This window comes from Vibrio sp. R15-SG3-ISO1B (assembly GCF_059833835.1).
Window position 1 is genome coordinate 1 of record NZ_JCBDGG010000023.1, and the last position, 16,640, is coordinate 16,640.

The following is a 16,640-nucleotide window of genomic DNA, read 5'->3' on the forward strand; positions in this document are numbered from 1 at the left end:
AGAGCATCCAACACCATCATGTCAGAGCCTTCGTCGACCTCTAGAGTGTAGTCCTTCATATAAGGTTTGCTGTCTACATCTGGGTTGTAGCGGTACAAAGAGAAGTTTAGTTTCATGATTCAATCCTCCCTTAGTATGTACGTACTTTCGGCGGGAATGCTTCACGATGAACAGGTGTCATGTTGACATCACGCTTGGTCATCGCTTCGGTTTCCGGGTTATAAATTGAGTGACATAGCCAGTTGTTATCATCACGCTCAGGGAAGTCAAAACGGGCATGCGCTCCACGACTTTCCGTACGGTAGTTCGCTGCAACGGCAGTAGAGAACGCCGTTTCCATGAGGTTGTCTAGCTCTAAACACTCGATACGCTGGGTGTTGAACTCAGAAGATTTGTCCGCAAGGTGTGCGTCTTTTAAACGCTCACGAATGACTTTAAGCTCTTCGAGACCCGTTGCCATCGCGTCGCCTTCACGGAAGACAGAGAAGCTGTTTTGCATACACGTTTGCAAATCTTTGCGGATCTGAACTGGGTCTTCACCACCTTTACTGTTCTCCCAACGCATAGTGCGCGCCAGTGACGCTTCGATGTCAGACTCTGTCGCTGGGCGTGCTTCTGCTTGAGCCGCCAAAGTCTCGCCAAGGTGTAGACCCGTCGCTCGACCAAAGACCACCAAATCAAGCAGCGAGTTACCCCCGAGACGGTTAGCACCGTGCACAGATACAGAGGCAATTTCACCACAAGCAAACAGACCTTGAACTTCAACATCGCTGCCATCTGCCAGCTGTTTGATCGCTTGACCGGACACTTGAGTTGGTACGCCACCCATCATGTAATGACAGGTCGGGATAACAGGGATAGGCTCTTTAACCGGATCGACGTGAGCAAAGGTTCTAGAAAGCTCACAAATGCCTGGTAGACGCGATTCAAGCACATCTTTACCCAAGTGATCCAACTTGAGTTTGATGTGTGGACCCCATGGACCGTCACAACCGCGACCTTCACGAATCTCAATCATCATTGAGCGCGCGACCACGTCACGACCTGCTAAGTCTTTCGCATTCGGCGCATAGCGCTCCATAAAGCGCTCACCATCTTTATTAAGAAGATAACCACCTTCACCGCGACAACCTTCTGTAACCAGAACACCCGCGCCGGCAATACCAGTTGGGTGGAACTGCCACATTTCCATGTCTTGCATTGGCACACCAGCACGAAGCGCCATACCCACACCATCACCTGTGTTGATGTGTGCGTTAGTCGTTGAGGCATAAATACGCCCCGCACCACCTGTCGCAAGTACCGTAGCTTTAGATTTGAAGTAACAGATTTCACCCGTTTCCATGCAAATAGCGGTACAACCCATGATGGCGCCGTCTTGGTTTTTCACCAAATCAAGCGCGTACCACTCAGAGAAAATGGTGGTTTTGTGTTTGACGTTTTGCTGATACAGCGTGTGCAATAACGCGTGGCCCGTACGGTCAGCAGCAGCAGCAGTACGAGCGGCTTGTTCGCCACCAAACTCTTTCGACTGACCGCCGAAAGGACGTTGGTAAATGCTGCCATTGTCGAAACGAGAGAATGGCAGACCCATTTTCTCTAGTTCGATGACAGACTCTGGTCCGTTTTTACACATGTACTCAATTGCGTTTTGGTCGCCAATATAGTCCGACCCTTTAACGGTGTCGTACATGTGCCATTGCCAATCGTCTCTATGCGAGTTACCGAGCGCAACGGTAATACCGCCTTGCGCTGATACGGTATGAGAACGAGTTGGGAAGACTTTGGACAGCAAAGCACACGTCAGGCCTTGCTCTGAAATTTGCAGTGCAGCACGCATACCTGCACCACCAGCGCCGATTACTACGGCATCAAATTCACGAACTGGAATAGACACTTACGCACCCCACAATACAAATAGACCAGAGAAGAAATAACCCAATAGAATCGCGATCACACCCAACTGAAGCGCACCACGTAACTTGGCGCATTTGATGTAATCGGTCAGCACCTGCCACAAACCAATCCAACCGTGGATTAGGACAGACACGAGGGCGAGCATGGTGAATACTTTCGTAAACGTACCACCAAAGAACTGAGTCCAGGATATGTAAGAGATATCGGTGAAGGCACAAAAGCTCACCAGATAAATCGTATAGAGTGTCATGATGATGGCCGTAGCACGAATGAGTAAGAAATCGTGCACACCGTTACGACCAAAGGATGAGATGTGTTTTACCATACCATTACCCCCGCAAGTAGAGACAACACGGCTGTTGCTGCGAATGCAACCTTAGCGCTCATCGCGCCAGATTCCAGCTCTTCGAAATGACCCAAATCCATCAACAGGTGACGAATACCGCCTGCAATGTGATAGGCCAATGCCGTCAGAATGCCCCATAAGATGAACTTCACGAAGAAGCCATCGACGATGTCAGCGGCTTGCGCATAACCGACAGGGGATGATAAGGAAATGTTTAATAACCAAAGTAAAATCCCGACCGCGACAAACGTAATCACACCAGAGACCCGGTGTAAAATCGATGCGATTGCTGTGATCGGAAAGCGAATGGTCTGCAAATCTAAATTAACAGGTCTTGACTTTCTTTCTTTCACGGGCTTGCTCACTCAGCTCCATTGAGCATTTATTGTTATGGATGAAATTTGGTTGTAAAACCCACAAAAGTTAACATTTATTTAACACCCAACAGGTAATACACCCTAACTGGATTGTAAAATAATTGTTAACAACAAGATTCGAAACGTCACCTCACGTTTGTTTCAAGCCTTGAATTTATTAGGTTTACACCAAAATTTACAGCGTCACTATACGGCTCGCAACATTCTAATACAATTGATGTAACAATTTTTGCTACACAGAACAGATTTTTAACCTTACAGCTTCAAAAAATCAAAACAAGTGCACACATCAGCGTAGAAGAATTGACTTTAATACGGAAGACACGTACAAAAATGTCACACAAACATCCTGGATGGATTAATAATAAACAAAGGAGATTGTTATGGCAGATAAGAAAGCGACCCTTCATGTCGAAGGTCAAGCGCCGATCGAGCTGCCAATTATGGAAGGTGCCCTAGGTACTCCTGTAATTGACGTTCGTAAACTTGGAGCAAATGGATTCTTTACTTTTGACCCTGGTTTTCTTGCCACTGCATCTTGTGAATCTCAAATCACCTACATCGACGGCGGCAAGGGTATTCTTTTGCACCGCGGTTACCCCATTGATCAGCTCGCTAACAAGGCTGATTATCTAGAAGTATGTTACATACTTCTTTATGGTGAAGCCCCAACACGTGAACAATATGAGCAATTCAAAAAGACAGTAACCCGTCATACGATGGTTCATGAGCAAATCGCTAGCTTCTTCCACGGCTTTAGACGTGATGCTCACCCAATGGCCGTCATGTGTGGTGTGGTCGGCGCTCTTGCCGCCTTCTACCACGACTCACTGGACATCAACAACGACGAACATCGCGAAATCACAGCGTATCGTCTACTTTCGAAAATGCCAACATTGGCGGCCATGTGCTACAAATACTCGATTGGCCAGCCATTCATTTATCCACGGAATGATCTCAGCTACGCAGAGAACTTCCTACACATGATGTTCGCAAACCCTTGTGAAGAGTACGAAGTGAACCCTGTTGTCGCCCGTGCGATGGATAAGATCTTTACTCTGCACGCTGACCACGAACAAAATGCGTCAACCTCAACAGTGCGTCTTGCTGGTTCTTCTGGCGCGAACCCGTTTGCTTGTATCGCGGCAGGTATCGCCTCATTATGGGGCCCTGCGCATGGTGGTGCGAATGAAGCCTGTTTGAAGATGCTCGAAGAAATCGGCAGCGTTGACAACATCCCAGAGTACATTGAACGCGCGAAAGACAAAGACGACCCATTCCGTCTGATGGGCTTTGGTCACCGTGTTTACAAAAACTACGACCCGCGTGCAACCGTGATGCGTGAAACTTGTCACGACGTACTTAAAGAACTCAACATTCAAGACCCATTGCTCGATGTCGCGATGGAGCTAGAACGTATTGCGCTATCCGATGAGTACTTCGTTTCGAAGAAACTGTACCCGAACGTCGATTTCTACTCAGGCATCATTCTTAAAGCGATTGGCATTCCTGTCTCGATGTTTACCGTTATCTTTGCGCTTTCTCGTACTATTGGTTGGATCGCACACTGGAACGAAATGCACAGCGACCCACTCAACCGTATCGGCCGACCACGTCAGCTCTACACTGGTGAAGTGCAACGCGACTTTCAGCCTATTCATGAACGTGAATAGCCTGTCATAAGAAACACAAAGGGTTGAGATCGTCTCAACCCTTTATTGTTTTTTTGAGTATTCGCGCCCAGTTATACTGGATTATCGATGTCGATAAATTCAACCTCTAAGCCGTGCTGCGCGGCTAACCACTCCCCTAGAGCTTTCACCCCATATCGCTCAGTCGCATGGTGACCCGCGCTAAAATAGTGAATACCCCGCTCTCGCGCTGTGTACGTCGTTCGCTCTGAAATCTCACCAGAAATAAACGCATCCAGACCTTGGTTGGCAGCCAGCTCAATGAAATCCTGACCACCTCCGGTACACCAGCCAATGGTTTCAATCACACTGTCGCCGCTTTCAGGCAGAATATGCAGTGGCGGGCGATTGAGTGCTGCATCAATCTTGTGTGCTAACTCAGCGCCTGTCATAGGACGCCTTAAACGACCAAACATGGCGACGGATTGAGGGTGCCCTTCCAGTCCACCTTCTACATCGATATCCAGTAACTTGGCAAGCTCAGCGTTGTTACCAAGCTCCGGATGAATATCAAGAGGTAAGTGGTAACCGTACAAATTGATGTCATTTTTGATCAAGGTTCGAATGCGCTTTCCTTTCATCCCTCGAATGGGTTCTGGCTCACCTTTCCAAAAATAACCATGATGGACGAGTAGCGCCTGCGCACCTCGCTCGACCGCTTGCTCAATCAGGGCTTGCGATGCGGTGACGCCCGTCACGACCTTAGTGATCTCAGCTGCGCCTTCCACTTGTAAGCCATTCGGCGCGTAATCTTTGATTTGCTCTGGCGATAACTTTTGATTGAGGATTGCTTCGAGTTGTAAGTGATTCATGACCACATTCCACATTATCGGTTGTTTGCTCAGCGGCCAGTGTATGTCAAGCTAGTCCGCAGTGACAACCAAGCCCTAAAGAAAGATGACACAATTCACCCGATTCTATCAATGGCTGACCGCTACGCCGCCCTTGTTCGAGCTAACCCCGCCGTTTTGCTCACTCACGACCCTCAACCCCACCCCTTTGGACTCGCAGCCCTATACTGGCAACGCACGTTTGGGGTTCGTTTATCAATATTTGGTGACTCAAGCCTTAAACAACAGCAAGCGCTATGACGTCATGTTGGATGAATTGCAAATTCAAAGCCCAGAGGGAAGAACCTTGGGCGCGATTGATTTGATTGTTTATGACCACCAAACCTCTCAGCATCAGCACTGGGAGCTGGCCATTAAGTTTTACTTACTCCACAACGGCCGATGGTATGGGCCGAATGCACACGATCAACTGGATAAAAAACTCGACAGAATGCTCAATCACCAACTATTGATGAGCCAAACGGCGGCGTTTGTTGAGCAATACCCACAATATCAAACACTGGAGAGTAAGTTGTTACTTCAGGGCCGCCTCTACATCAATCCATTTCAACCTGAGACCATTCCTAGCCACTGCCTAGGTTATGTGCTTAACCCAAGTCAAATCAGTGGCTACTGGTGCTATGCAAGCCAATGGGAACAGATCAATAAGCCACTGTTCGCTTTGGATAAGCATCAATGGGCGGTGGGCAACCGCGAGATGGGAGAGCCCGTGACGCTCGACTCAGAACGATTTGTCCATGCACAAACGCAAGACGGAGAGTTTTGGTTTATTGTTCCTGATACTTGGCCAAACTGACGTCAAAAACAGAGTGACTAAGACGCTCACAACCTGATAGCAAGTCGCTAAGTGAAAGAAAACATTGGATATCATGTGGCATGATAATAAAGCAGCACAAACAAAAAAGGCTACCATAAAGTAGCCTAGTTTGGAGTCTCTCTGTGACTTAAACCGAGAGCGTCGCTATCATAGCCCTGCGTCAGCAAACACTTGATTCACGATCTGCTGCGCTTCCGCTTCAATCTGCTTAAGATGCTCAGCCCCTTTGAGACTCTCACAGTAAATCTTGTAGATGTCTTCCGTACCGGATGGACGAGCCGCGAACCAACCGTTATCGGTCGTGACTTTTAGACCGCCAATGGCCGCACCATTACCTGGCGCATGCGTCAAGCGAGCAGTGATAGGATCGCCCGCCAAGGTTTGCGCACTGACCATTTCCGCAGATAGCTTTTTCAACACGTCTTTCTGTGGCCCATTTGCGACCGCTTGAATTCGGTTGTATTGAGACTCGCCATGCTTTGCCGCCAACTCTTCGTAGTACTGCTGTGGATTCTTGCCGGTGACGGCAGTGATCTCTGCGGCAAGCAAACACAAGATGATGCCATCTTTATCTGTTGACCAAGGTGTCCCATCTTTACGTAAGAATGACGCGCCAGCACTCTCTTCGCCGCCAAAGCCAAACTTACCTTCATACAGGCCATCCACAAACCATTTGAAACCGACAGGTACTTCACACAGCTCACGTCCTAAATCCGCCACAACACGGTCAATCAAGGCGCTTGAGACCAAGGTCTTGCCCACGGCGACATCTTGTTCCCATCCTTCACGATGGCGGTAGAGGTAATCAATGCAGACAGCTAGGAAGTGGTTAGGATTCATAAGCCCTTTTGGCGTCACGATGCCGTGGCGATCGTAGTCAGGGTCGTTGCCAAACGCGAGATCATATTGATCTTTCAGCGCGAGCAGCCCCGCCATAGCGTACGGTGATGAGCAGTCCATACGAACCACACCGTCTTTGTCTAACGACATAAACTGGAACGAGGGATCAATCGCTTCGCTAACTAAAGTGAGGTTAAGGTTGTAAGTGCATGCGATTTGACGCCAGTAATCAATACCACTGCCACCGAGTGGATCAACGCCGAGGGTCAAATTCGCTTTTTGAATCGCTTCCATGTCAATCACATTGACTAGGTCGTCAACATACGGTTTCACCAAGTCGACTTCAGAAAACAATTCAGAGGTTTTCGCTTCTGCCAACGGCATGCGCTTCACGCCTTGTAAACCCTCTGCGATCAACACGTTCGCGCGATCCTGAATGGCTTTGGTTAGGGCATCTTCTGCAGGGCCGCCATGCGTCGGGTTGTACTTAATTCCGCCATCTTGTGGTGGGTTGTGAGAAGGCGTGATCACAATACCGTCCGCCTTTTGCTCATGCTTTAGGTTGTAACTCAATATCGCATGAGAGACGCCAGGCGTCGGCGTGTAGCCGTTGTCTTGCTGCGCAATCACCTTGATGCCATTAGCAACAAGCACTTCAACCACCGTTGAGAACGCTGGCTCTGACAACGCGTGTGTGTCCTTACCGACAAACAATGGCCCGGTGGTGCCTTTCTCGGCACGCACTTCTGCGATGGCTTGGGCAATCGCCAAAATATGATGCTCGTTAAACGTAGATTTGTCTGCACTACCACGATGGCCTGACGTACCGAACTCCACTTTATGATCTGGGTTGCTCGCTTCAGGTTGAAGTAAAAAGTAGTTTGCCACTAAGGCAGGGATATTATGCAGATCTTGCTGCTGAGCCTTTTGTCCCGCTCTCGGGTGCATAGCCATGTCGACATCCTTTCTTAAATTGGGAAGAAAACAAAAAACCTCATAATACTTGAAGTTATTCGTGCATTATGAGGTTTAAATCCGATTTCTTTGACGGTGATTACAAGTTTCTAAATCGAGTTAATCACTTTCTCAATCAGATCGGCGGGGAAATTCATGCGAGCCATCAATTGCTCAACCATTTGGCGTTTACGGCTCGTGTTGTTGTTGGTGATCACCCAAAATGGCGTGCCAGGAATCGCCTTAGGCTTGGTCGTATTGCCACTTTCTAACAAGGTCGCTTCATTGTCAGCGAAATAGACACGTTTACGACCTTTCACTTGTGTTGCTTCTGAAAAACCAGTTGGGTCGATTCGATGAAGAGTAGAGAGTACTAGCATAAAGCGGTCAATCGCTTTCTTCAGCCCTGCAAACTCATCGGAAATCAGCAGTGAGCGCATCGCTTTGACGCTATCCACACGCTCTTCAAACACAGCGTCTTTACTGACAACCACGCCTTTCTTTGCTGTGGGCGTTGTTGCGAGCGACTCCGTTTGCTGGCGGTCAGCGTTTAGTAAACGACGGAGAATATCAGAAGCACTCTCCCCAATATGCTGGGTCTGACTTGCGATGTAACGGTATAGATCCTCATCAACCTCAATTGTTTTCATTCGCTTTTCACAATCTCTATGTTTAAACTCTGGGGGATTATAGCGAGATCTTCGCGCAGACTCTACGTTAAACCCACACGAATAAACAAAAAACGAAGTTTTAAAATGTCACCATTGCTCAACTACAAACTTGAAGGACAAGGACCCACCGTTGTTCTGCTTCATGGCTTATTTGGTAACTTGGACAATCTCGGTTTACTGGCGCGCGATCTGCGTGAAGACCACCAAGTGCTAAGTGTTGATCTTAGAAATCATGGCCAATCTTTTCACAGCGACGAACACAATTACGATGTGTTGGCCAGTGATGTCCTGCGTTTGCTCGATCATTTGAGCATTGAAACTGCAGTCGTCGTAGGGCACTCGATGGGCGGTAAAGTCGCCATGGCGATGGCCGGATTGGCCCCAACTCGAGTACATAAGCTGATCGTGCTCGACATGGCGCCAGTGCGATATACACAAGCAAGACATGATAATGTCTTTAAAGGACTAGAAGCCGTACTCGCAGATCGGCCACAATCTCGTCAGCAAGCCCTATCCCTTCTAGCGCAGCACATTGACATCGATGGCGTCAGGCAGTTTCTGAGCAAGTCGCTGTATAAAGAAGGCGATCATCTCGCGTGGCGCTTCAACGTAACGAGCCTAAAAAACAATTACTGGGATATTTTAGGCTGGCAACCCTTATCCCCAGTAGATGTCCCGACCCTCTTTCTCAAAGGAGGCGAATCGGATTACCTTACCGCCGAGCATCAACCAGCGGTTCAGGCGCAATTTCGCCACGCTAAAGCACACGTTATTGCCAATACAGGTCATTGGTTGCACGCAGAAAAGCCCGCTGAAGTATTGCGCGCGATTCGCAAGTTTATTGGCTAGCCATCGAATACGCGTTCAATCTCTCCTGACCGTTAACTTTACGAGTTAACAATGGTATAGTGCAGCGCAAGTAATTTGGCATAAGGGATTCCATGCTTTACGACTATATGAACATGCTTGAGTCGATAGGTCTCGACTTGCTTTTTGCGTCTATCTTTTTTCTCATCGGTATGGCGATAAAAGATGTACTCAAAGCGGGAAATGTCCCACCATTTGGTCGTCGAATTGTATGGTTAGTCCTATTCCTGGGCTGCGCTGGCTTTATTGCCAAAGGCATCATTCAGCTTAGCTGGGAAGGTGGTGGTCTGGGGTAACAGGCCAAACGCGGTTCGCCATTTGGCCCGCCACAACACGTAAAAGTAAAGGTAACGAATCTATGGCAAGTGTAGGTATCTTCTTTGGTAGCGACACAGGTAACACTGAAGCTGTTGCGAAGATGATTCAAAAGCAACTGGGTAAACAACTGGTTCACGTTCAAGATATTGCCAAAAGCAGTAAAGAAGACATTGATAGCTTCGATCTTCTGCTTTTGGGTATTCCTACTTGGTACTACGGTGAAGCACAATGTGACTGGGATGACTTTTTCCCAGAGCTAGAGCAAATCGATTTCTCGACCAAGTTAGTTGCGTTATTTGGTTGTGGCGATCAAGAAGATTACGCAGAGTACTTCTGCGACGCCATGGGCACAGTACGTGATATCGTTGAAGCAAAAGGCGGTACGATTCTCGGTTACACCTCAACCGATGGTTACGAGTTTGAAGCATCAAAAGCCCTAATGGAGGGTGACGATAGCCAATTTGTCGGTTTGTGTATCGACGAAGATCGCCAACCAGAATTGACTGAAGACCGCGTTAACAACTGGTGTAAGCAAATCCATGAAGAGATGTGCTTAGCTGAGTTGGAAGACTAAGCTGACCTTTTAAAAAAACCTCCATCTTTGGAGGTTTTTTTGTATCTAATCCAGTCTGTTATGCCGATTGAGGCGCCTGTTCCTCATCCCTAAACTTCGGTTTTTTACGTACATACAACTTACGTTGTACTTCCGATACCACCATACCGTTGCTGTCTTTTACATGCGTAATGAACTCTGGAAAGCACTTGTCGCCCCCTGCGGTTTGAGTCAGGATGTCATCAAGCATCTGCTGAGAGATTAAGAAATCGGCGTGTAAATCACTTTGTCCCGGCTTGATGAAGTTGATGCTCGCTTCTTTGTCCCACACGTAATATTGCTTGCCCAAAATACCCATCAGCATTAATGAATAGACGGGATCGGTCAGGGAAAAAATGCTGCCCCCATATTGGGTACGATTGGCGTTCTTGTTCCACCAGCGTAACTTGAGCTTCATCTTCACCTCACGAAAGTCTTCACTGATCGACACAATACGAATCCCAGCCCCCCAAAACGGGGGCCAGATATTAAGGGCAAACTTCACAACACTGGGTTTATAGATCTTTTCAAGTAGCGTAGACATCCGTGAAATCCTAAACTGATTACATTGCCAAAACGTTAACAAATTGTAACTCATTAGACCAGTACTATAAGTGACCGCTCGCTAGTTTATGATAAAACATGAGTAACCCTTTGAGATTCGGGTTTATTGTTATTAACGAGTACCCTATAATGATTGGAATATTGGATTCTGTTTAATGCCGCAGAACATCAACAGGAAAGTATATGTCAGATAACAACCAAGCGCTGAAGGATGCCGGTCTTAAAGTCACTCTTCCGCGACTCAAAATTTTAGAAGTATTACAGCAACCAGACTGCGCGCACATCAGTGCTGAAGATTTGTACAAGAAACTCATCGATCTGGGTGAAGAAATCGGTCTGGCAACTGTTTACCGCGTTTTAAACCAATTTGATGATGCTGGCATTGTGACCCGTCACCACTTTGAAGGTGGAAAATCAGTCTTCGAACTGAGCACTCAACACCATCATGACCACTTAGTGTGTCTAGACTGTGGTGAAGTGATTGAATTTTCAGACGAAATCATCGAAGAGCGTCAACGAGAGATCGCCTCTCTGTACAATGTCCAGCTGACCAACCACAGCTTGTACCTATACGGTAAGTGTGGCGATGGCAGTTGTAAAGACAACCCTGACGCGCACAAACCTAAAAAATAACAGTAGATCAGTGCAAAAGCTAACTAGGCACTGTCTCTTTTCTGCTGATTAAAAAAATGCCAGTCATCAAGACTGGCATTTTTTATCGCTCACTGGCGACTCTAATAGGATTCGTTGCGCTTACTGAGCTTCAATCTTAGCCCAAGTATCACGCAAGCCAACGGTACGGTTAAAGACCAACGCCTCTGGCTTAGAGTCTTTCGCGTCCGCGCAGAAATAGCCCATACGCTCGAACTGGTAACCTTTCTCCTCTTCAGCGTTGGCTAGGCTTGGCTCAACAAACCCATTCATCACCATCAGTGAATCAGGATTGATCGTCTCAGCAAAGTTGTCCGCTGCGGCTGGATTTGGCACAGTAAACAAGCGATCGTAAAGGCGAATTTCAGCCGGTAAGCCCTTATCTGCTGATACCCAGTGAATCACACCTTTCACTTTACGGCCATCCTCAGGATTTTTGCCGAGTGTTTGGTCGTCGTAGCTGCAGTAGATAGTGGTGATATTACCTTGCTCGTCTTTCTCGATACGCTCAGCCTTAATGACGTAAGCACCGCGAAGACGCACTTCTTTACCAAGAACTAAACGCTTGTACTTTTTGTTGGCTTCTTCACGGAAGTCTTCACGCTCAATCCAAACCTCACGAGTAAACGGCACTTGGCGCTCACCCATCTCAGGCTTGTTAGGGTGGTTGGCGACCGTTAATGTCTCTACGCGCTCTGCGTCAAAGTTTTCGATAACCACTTTAACAGGGTCCAGTACCGCCATCGCACGTGGTGCATTTTCGTTCAGGTCATCACGAATACAAGACTCAAGCGAGCTCATTTCGATCATGTTGTCTTGTTTGGTCACACCAATGCGCTTACAAAACTCACGAATAGAGCCCGGCGTGAACCCTCGGCGACGCAAACCAGAGATGGTTGGCATACGAGGATCATCCCAGCCGCTCACCAACTTCTCAGTCACTAGTTGACTTAGCTTACGCTTAGACATGACTGTGTATTCAAGATTCAGACGACTGAACTCATACTGGTGTGGCTGACAGTCAATCGTGATGTTCTCTAGCACCCAGTCGTACAAACGTCGGTTATCTTGGAACTCCAACGTACACAAAGAGTGAGTGATCCCTTCAAGGGCATCAGAGATACAGTGTGTGAAGTCGTACATTGGGTAAATGCACCACTTGTCACCGGTCTGGTGGTGAGTTGCAAATCGAACGCGGTAAAGCACAGGATCACGCATCACCATAAACGACGAGGCCATATCGATTTTGGCGCGTAGACAAACCGTTCCCTCTTCAAAACCACCCGCACGCATTTTTTCAAATAGCGCGAGGTTCTCTTCAACACTGCGGTCACGATATGGGCTAGGTTTGCCCGGTTGAGTCAACGTACCACGGTACTCACGAATCTGCTCAGGACTTAGCTCTTCAACATACGCTAAGCCTTTGTTAATTAATTCAACCGCGTACTCGTAAAGCTTGTCAAAGTAGTTGGATGAGTAACAAATCTCACCATCCCACTCAAAGCCTAACCAGCTCACATCATTCTTAATCGACTCAACGTATTCGACGTCTTCTTTTTCTGGGTTCGTGTCATCAAAACGCAGATTACACTTGCCCTGATAGTCTTGAGCAATACCAAAGTTTAAGCAAATTGACTTAGCGTGACCGATATGAAGGTAGCCGTTTGGCTCCGGCGGAAAACGAGTATGCACGCTAGTGTGTTTACCATCCGCTAAATCTTTATCAATGATTTGGCGAATGAAATTCGATGGACGAGCTTCAGCTTCACTCATCTATAGCACCTCAATTGTTTTAGTATTGTTCAGAAAAATTTCTCTAAAGGGAAAAGTCCTTTAGGGCATATAGCGGGTAATGATCCACAATTCTAAGCGGATACACAACAAGAACAGGTCTTTTCTTGAGAAATAATGAGTGTTGATAAACGATGCCCGATAAAGCGCGCAGTTTTCAACCAACATAGCCCGGTCCAAACGAGATTTTGGGCCGCAAAAGAAAGAGCCTCCCAATGGGGAGGCTCCGTTTTAATTGTCTTTAGACTCGATTAAGAAGGCAGTTGCACTGGCGTCAGATCTTCATCGGCTGGAATGTTTTTCATTTCGCCGGCAATGATTTCCGCAAGTGGGCCAAGGATAACTTGAAGGTTGTTCGCGCCAAGTTTAACCACACCCATTGCTCCTAGGTTTTTCAACACTTTCTCATCAACAATGCTGGTATCTTTGATAGTCAGACGTAGACGAGTGATACAAGCGTCGATGTTAGTTAGGTTCTCATGGCCACCTAGTGCTTTTAGGTACTGTTTAGCCAACTCAGATGAGTTCTCAGAACCTGAAACTTCAGTAGCTTCGTCGTCTTCACGACCTGGTGTTTTTAGACCAAACTTCAGAATAACGGTACGGAACACTGCGTAGTAGAGACCGAAGAACACAAGACCTTGTACAATCAGCATGTACCACTTAACCGCCAGTGGGTTACGCGTTGATAGTACCATATCCACGAGGCCTGCCGAGAAGCCGAAGCCTGCAATCCACTCCATTGATGCAGCGATATAAACAGAGATACCTGTTAGCAACGCGTGCAATACGTACAGTAGCGGAGCTAGGAACATGAATGAGAACTCTAGAGGCTCAGTCACACCTGTGAAGAAAGAAGCAAAGCCTGCTGCGATCATGATAGACGCGACTTTTTCTTTGTTCTTCGCTTTAGACGTGTGGTAAATCGCTAGCGCTGCACCAGGTAGACCAAACATCATGATTGGGAAGAAGCCCGCTTGGTACATACCCGTTACACCTGGGATTGCCGTACCTTCAGCGATGGATTTCGCACCACCTAGGAAGTTAGGAATATCGTTGATGCCCGCCACGTCGAACCAGAATACTGAGTTCAATGCGTGGTGTAGACCGACAGGGATAAGTAGACGGTTAAAGAATGCGTAGATACCAGCACCGACTTCGCCCAAACCTTGGATACCTTCACCAAAGCTCACTAGACCGCCGTATACTGATGGCCATACATACATCAATACGAACGATAGGAAGATACCTGCGAACGATGTCATGATAGGTACAAGACGCTTACCGGAGAAGAACGCGAGCGCTTTGTGCAGCTCAACATGTGAGAAGCGGTTGTAGATTTCTGCCGAAATGATACCCACTAGGATACCCACGAACTGGTTTTGAATACGACCGAATGCCGCAGGGACTTCGCTTGCATCAATACCTTGGATTTGAGCAACGGCACCTGGAGAAAGCAGTTTCGTCACTACGTACATCATGACGAGACCAGCCAGAGCAGCGGCACCGTCTTTGTCTTTAGATAAACCGTAAGCCACGCCCACAGCAAATAGCCATGACATGTTATCGATAATAGCGGCACCAGCCTGAATCAAGAAACCAGCAAGTGCGCTGTTTGCGCCCCAACCGTTTGGATCGATCCAATATCCAACACCCATTAGTATTGCTGCAGCAGGTAGCGTGGCGACAGGCACCATTAACGCTTTACCTACTTTTTGGAAATAACCAAGAATATTCACCTTAAGTTCCCCCTATAGGATTTTTAATTGGTCGAGTAACTTTTTTTAGTTGCTCAATTTAGTCCTTGTCAGTTTATGATATTAATTTTGCTCCGCAAATTAAAAGCTCATCATTTGTGATCATAATCACCAGATACAGGGGTATTTCGAGGTTTTTGCTAGCCAGATCATAAAACTTATTTTACAATGCGAATAAATGAGATTTATCGGCTAGTATCAGTGCATAAGTCAGAGGCGGAAACATAGTAAAAACTCATGGATAACATGATGTTATTACGACATTTAAAGAGAAAGACAAACAGAAACTCGCCCTGACACTGTCTTAGGACAGAATTCAAAACTGAACCAAGTCAGCGTAAAATGACGCTTCGGCTGGTAAAGATATTTCGCGATCTAATTGAAGTTTTCAAATAAAGTTGTCGGATCAATTCATTGCTCTTCAGTTTGATCTATAAAAGAATGAGAAATGTGACCCTAACTCGTTGACGGGTCTATACCTATAAGGATTTGCTGACCATGTATGCGCTAACCAACTGCAAACTCTACACCGGCAGTGACGTTCTAACGAACCACGCTGTGATTGTGAACCAAGGGCTCATTGAGGCAGTTTGCCCCGAAGACACTCTGCCACAGACGATCAAAACCATCGACCTAAAAGGCGCAAACGTCAGTCCAGGTTTTATCGATCTGCAACTGAACGGGTGTGGCGGCGTGATGCTGAATGACGAAATCACAGCGCAGACTATGCAAATCATGCATCAAGCCAATTTAAAATCGGGCTGTACCAGTTACCTGCCGACTCTGATTACCTCTTCCGATGAAGACATGCGCGCCGCCGTCGCGGCGGCTCGCGAGTATCACGCTCAATATCAAAACCAATCTCTCGGTCTTCACCTTGAAGGGCCTTATCTCAACGTAGCGAAAAAAGGCATTCATAGTGTCGACTATATTCGCCCTTCCGATGACAGCATGATTGACTTTATGTGTGACAACGCCGATGTCATCGCTAAAGTCACACTCGCGCCAGAGCACAATGACGCCGCTCATATTGAACGCTTAAGTGCAGCCGGCATCGTGGTCTCGATTGGTCACACGAATGCCACCTATGCACAAGCTCGTCAAAGCTTCGATTCAGGGGTGACGTTTGCCACTCACCTCTTCAATGCCATGACCCCAATGGTTGGCCGAGAGCCAGGGGTGGTCGGTGCGATTTATGACACGCTAGATGTTTACGCGGGCATCATTGCAGACGGCTTCCACGTCGATTACGCCAACATCCGAATTGCGCACAAAATTAAGGGTGAAAAATTAGTATTAGTGACCGATGCCACAGCTCCTGCAGGCGCTGACATGGATTACTTTATTTTTGTAGGTAAGAAAGTATATTACCGGGATGGAAAGTGTGTCGATGAACATGGCACACTAGGCGGTTCAGCCTTAACCATGATTGAAGCAGTTCAAAACACGGTTGAGCACGTCGGTATCGCTCTGGACGAAGCCCTTCGCATGGCAACCCTTTACCCTGCGAAAGCAATCGGTGTAGACAATAAACTGGGTCGAATTAAAAAAGGCTTAGTGGCAAACCTCACCGTATTCGACCGCGACTTCAACGTCCAGGCGACGGTAGTAAACGGACAATACGAGCAGAATTGAG

The 16,640-nt window shown here is 47.3% G+C and carries 16 protein-coding genes and 1 pseudogene; 7 read left to right on the top strand and 10 right to left on the bottom strand.

Translation table 11 applies throughout. The features are described from left to right. The 4 genes and pseudogenes from sdhB to sdhC all read right to left on the bottom strand — a co-directional run. Nucleotides 1-116 (bottom strand): annotated as a pseudogene (gene sdhB / locus AC6R0S_RS06270) (succinate dehydrogenase iron-sulfur subunit); the annotation flags it as partial. A 14-nt stretch (nucleotides 117-130) separates the two neighbouring features. Continuing rightward, nucleotides 131-1,897, bottom strand: a complete 1,767-nt coding sequence (gene sdhA, locus AC6R0S_RS06275; protein WP_500630658.1) for a succinate dehydrogenase flavoprotein subunit — start codon at nucleotides 1,895-1,897, stop codon at nucleotides 131-133. Further along, a complete protein-coding gene (sdhD, locus tag AC6R0S_RS06280) occupies nucleotides 1,898-2,242 on the bottom strand; it encodes a succinate dehydrogenase, hydrophobic membrane anchor protein (RefSeq protein ID WP_334555200.1) in 345 nt (114 codons plus the stop codon). Then, the gene (gene sdhC / locus AC6R0S_RS06285) at nucleotides 2,236-2,628 is read right to left on the bottom strand and encodes a succinate dehydrogenase cytochrome b556 subunit (protein WP_334555199.1); all 393 of its coding nucleotides are present in this window, start codon (nucleotides 2,626-2,628) and stop codon (nucleotides 2,236-2,238) included. Before sdhC ends, sdhD begins: the two co-directional genes overlap by 7 nt. 395 nt (nucleotides 2,629-3,023) lie before the next feature. On the opposite strand from sdhC, the gene AC6R0S_RS06290 reads away from it, so the two are divergent. Then, nucleotides 3,024-4,313 (top strand): citrate synthase, encoded by a 1,290-nt coding sequence (locus AC6R0S_RS06290; RefSeq protein WP_500637469.1) that lies wholly within the window; start codon nucleotides 3,024-3,026, stop codon nucleotides 4,311-4,313. A gap of 71 nt (nucleotides 4,314-4,384) precedes the next feature. On the opposite strand, the gene AC6R0S_RS06295 is transcribed toward AC6R0S_RS06290, so the two are convergent. Then, entirely contained in the window at nucleotides 4,385-5,143 is a 759-nt protein-coding gene (locus AC6R0S_RS06295; RefSeq protein WP_487903179.1) for a Nif3-like dinuclear metal center hexameric protein, read from the bottom strand. An 85-nt stretch (nucleotides 5,144-5,228) separates the two neighbouring features. Here AC6R0S_RS06295 and AC6R0S_RS06300 point away from each other — a divergent pair, with 85 nt between their 5' ends. Then, the gene (locus tag AC6R0S_RS06300; protein WP_500637470.1) at nucleotides 5,229-5,978 is read left to right on the top strand and encodes a DUF1853 family protein; all 750 of its coding nucleotides are present in this window, start codon (nucleotides 5,229-5,231) and stop codon (nucleotides 5,976-5,978) included. A gap of 168 nt (nucleotides 5,979-6,146) precedes the next feature. Here the strand turns inward: AC6R0S_RS06300 and pgm are convergent, their stop codons facing one another. Together pgm and seqA are read right to left on the bottom strand one after the other, a co-directional pair. Then, a complete protein-coding gene (gene pgm / locus AC6R0S_RS06305; protein WP_500637471.1) occupies nucleotides 6,147-7,793 on the bottom strand; it encodes a phosphoglucomutase (alpha-D-glucose-1,6-bisphosphate-dependent) in 1,647 nt (548 codons plus the stop codon). A gap of 110 nt (nucleotides 7,794-7,903) precedes the next feature. Beyond that, nucleotides 7,904-8,443 carry a replication initiation negative regulator SeqA gene (gene seqA / locus AC6R0S_RS06310; RefSeq protein WP_334555194.1) on the bottom strand — a complete coding sequence of 180 codons (540 nt, stop codon included), beginning with the start codon at nucleotides 8,441-8,443 and terminating at the stop codon, nucleotides 7,904-7,906. A gap of 105 nt (nucleotides 8,444-8,548) precedes the next feature. Here seqA and AC6R0S_RS06315 point away from each other — a divergent pair, with 105 nt between their 5' ends. From AC6R0S_RS06315 to fldA, 3 genes are all read left to right on the top strand, one after another. Further along, nucleotides 8,549-9,313: an alpha/beta fold hydrolase gene (locus AC6R0S_RS06315; protein ID WP_500637472.1), complete on the top strand. Its 765-nt coding sequence runs from the start codon at nucleotides 8,549-8,551 to the stop codon at nucleotides 9,311-9,313. 92 nt (nucleotides 9,314-9,405) lie between these two features. Beyond that, nucleotides 9,406-9,627 carry a DUF2788 domain-containing protein gene (locus AC6R0S_RS06320; RefSeq protein ID WP_053440537.1) on the top strand — a complete coding sequence of 74 codons (222 nt, stop codon included), beginning with the start codon at nucleotides 9,406-9,408 and terminating at the stop codon, nucleotides 9,625-9,627. Nucleotides 9,628-9,689: 62 nt separating this feature from the next. Next, complete coding sequence (gene fldA / locus AC6R0S_RS06325; protein WP_500637473.1) at nucleotides 9,690-10,223, top strand: flavodoxin FldA; 534 nt, start codon at nucleotides 9,690-9,692, stop codon at nucleotides 10,221-10,223. 58 nt (nucleotides 10,224-10,281) lie between these two features. On the opposite strand, the gene AC6R0S_RS06330 is transcribed toward fldA, so the two are convergent. After that, complete coding sequence (locus tag AC6R0S_RS06330) at nucleotides 10,282-10,785, bottom strand: DUF4442 domain-containing protein (RefSeq protein WP_334555191.1); 504 nt, start codon at nucleotides 10,783-10,785, stop codon at nucleotides 10,282-10,284. Between the two features lie 203 nt (nucleotides 10,786-10,988). Here AC6R0S_RS06330 and fcrX point away from each other — a divergent pair, with 203 nt between their 5' ends. Then, the gene (gene fcrX, locus AC6R0S_RS06335) at nucleotides 10,989-11,438 is read left to right on the top strand and encodes a ferric iron uptake transcriptional regulator FcrX (RefSeq protein WP_334555190.1); all 450 of its coding nucleotides are present in this window, start codon (nucleotides 10,989-10,991) and stop codon (nucleotides 11,436-11,438) included. A gap of 120 nt (nucleotides 11,439-11,558) precedes the next feature. Here the strand turns inward: fcrX and glnS are convergent, their stop codons facing one another. Then, nucleotides 11,559-13,229, bottom strand: coding sequence for a glutamine--tRNA ligase (glnS, locus tag AC6R0S_RS06340; RefSeq protein ID WP_500637474.1), 1,671 nt, complete (start codon nucleotides 13,227-13,229; stop codon nucleotides 11,559-11,561). A 269-nt stretch (nucleotides 13,230-13,498) separates the two neighbouring features. After that, the gene (gene nagE, locus AC6R0S_RS06345; RefSeq protein WP_487903173.1) at nucleotides 13,499-14,986 is read right to left on the bottom strand and encodes an N-acetylglucosamine-specific PTS transporter subunit IIBC; all 1,488 of its coding nucleotides are present in this window, start codon (nucleotides 14,984-14,986) and stop codon (nucleotides 13,499-13,501) included. Between the two features lie 516 nt (nucleotides 14,987-15,502). Between nagE and nagA the strand changes: the two genes are divergently transcribed. Beyond that, nucleotides 15,503-16,639, top strand: coding sequence for an N-acetylglucosamine-6-phosphate deacetylase (gene nagA, locus AC6R0S_RS06350; RefSeq protein ID WP_500637475.1), 1,137 nt, complete (start codon nucleotides 15,503-15,505; stop codon nucleotides 16,637-16,639). Nucleotide 16,640 lies beyond the last annotated feature (1 nt).

Coding starts and splice junctions, on each gene's coding strand:
- sdhD (WP_334555200.1), bottom strand. CDS start 2,242: ATGGTAAAACACATCTCATCCTTTGGTCGTAACGGTGTGCACGATTTC.
- AC6R0S_RS06290 (WP_500637469.1), top strand. CDS start 3,024: ATGGCAGATAAGAAAGCGACCCTTCATGTCGAAGGTCAAGCGCCGATC.
- AC6R0S_RS06295 (WP_487903179.1), bottom strand. CDS start 5,143: ATGAATCACTTACAACTCGAAGCAATCCTCAATCAAAAGTTATCGCCA.
- AC6R0S_RS06300 (WP_500637470.1), top strand. CDS start 5,229: ATGACACAATTCACCCGATTCTATCAATGGCTGACCGCTACGCCGCCC.
- pgm (WP_500637471.1), bottom strand. CDS start 7,793: ATGGCTATGCACCCGAGAGCGGGACAAAAGGCTCAGCAGCAAGATCTG.
- seqA (WP_334555194.1), bottom strand. CDS start 8,443: ATGAAAACAATTGAGGTTGATGAGGATCTATACCGTTACATCGCAAGT.
- AC6R0S_RS06315 (WP_500637472.1), top strand. CDS start 8,549: ATGTCACCATTGCTCAACTACAAACTTGAAGGACAAGGACCCACCGTT.
- AC6R0S_RS06320 (WP_053440537.1), top strand. CDS start 9,406: ATGCTTTACGACTATATGAACATGCTTGAGTCGATAGGTCTCGACTTG.
- fldA (WP_500637473.1), top strand. CDS start 9,690: ATGGCAAGTGTAGGTATCTTCTTTGGTAGCGACACAGGTAACACTGAA.
- AC6R0S_RS06330 (WP_334555191.1), bottom strand. CDS start 10,785: ATGTCTACGCTACTTGAAAAGATCTATAAACCCAGTGTTGTGAAGTTT.
- fcrX (WP_334555190.1), top strand. CDS start 10,989: ATGTCAGATAACAACCAAGCGCTGAAGGATGCCGGTCTTAAAGTCACT.
- glnS (WP_500637474.1), bottom strand. CDS start 13,229: ATGAGTGAAGCTGAAGCTCGTCCATCGAATTTCATTCGCCAAATCATT.
- nagA (WP_500637475.1), top strand. CDS start 15,503: ATGTATGCGCTAACCAACTGCAAACTCTACACCGGCAGTGACGTTCTA.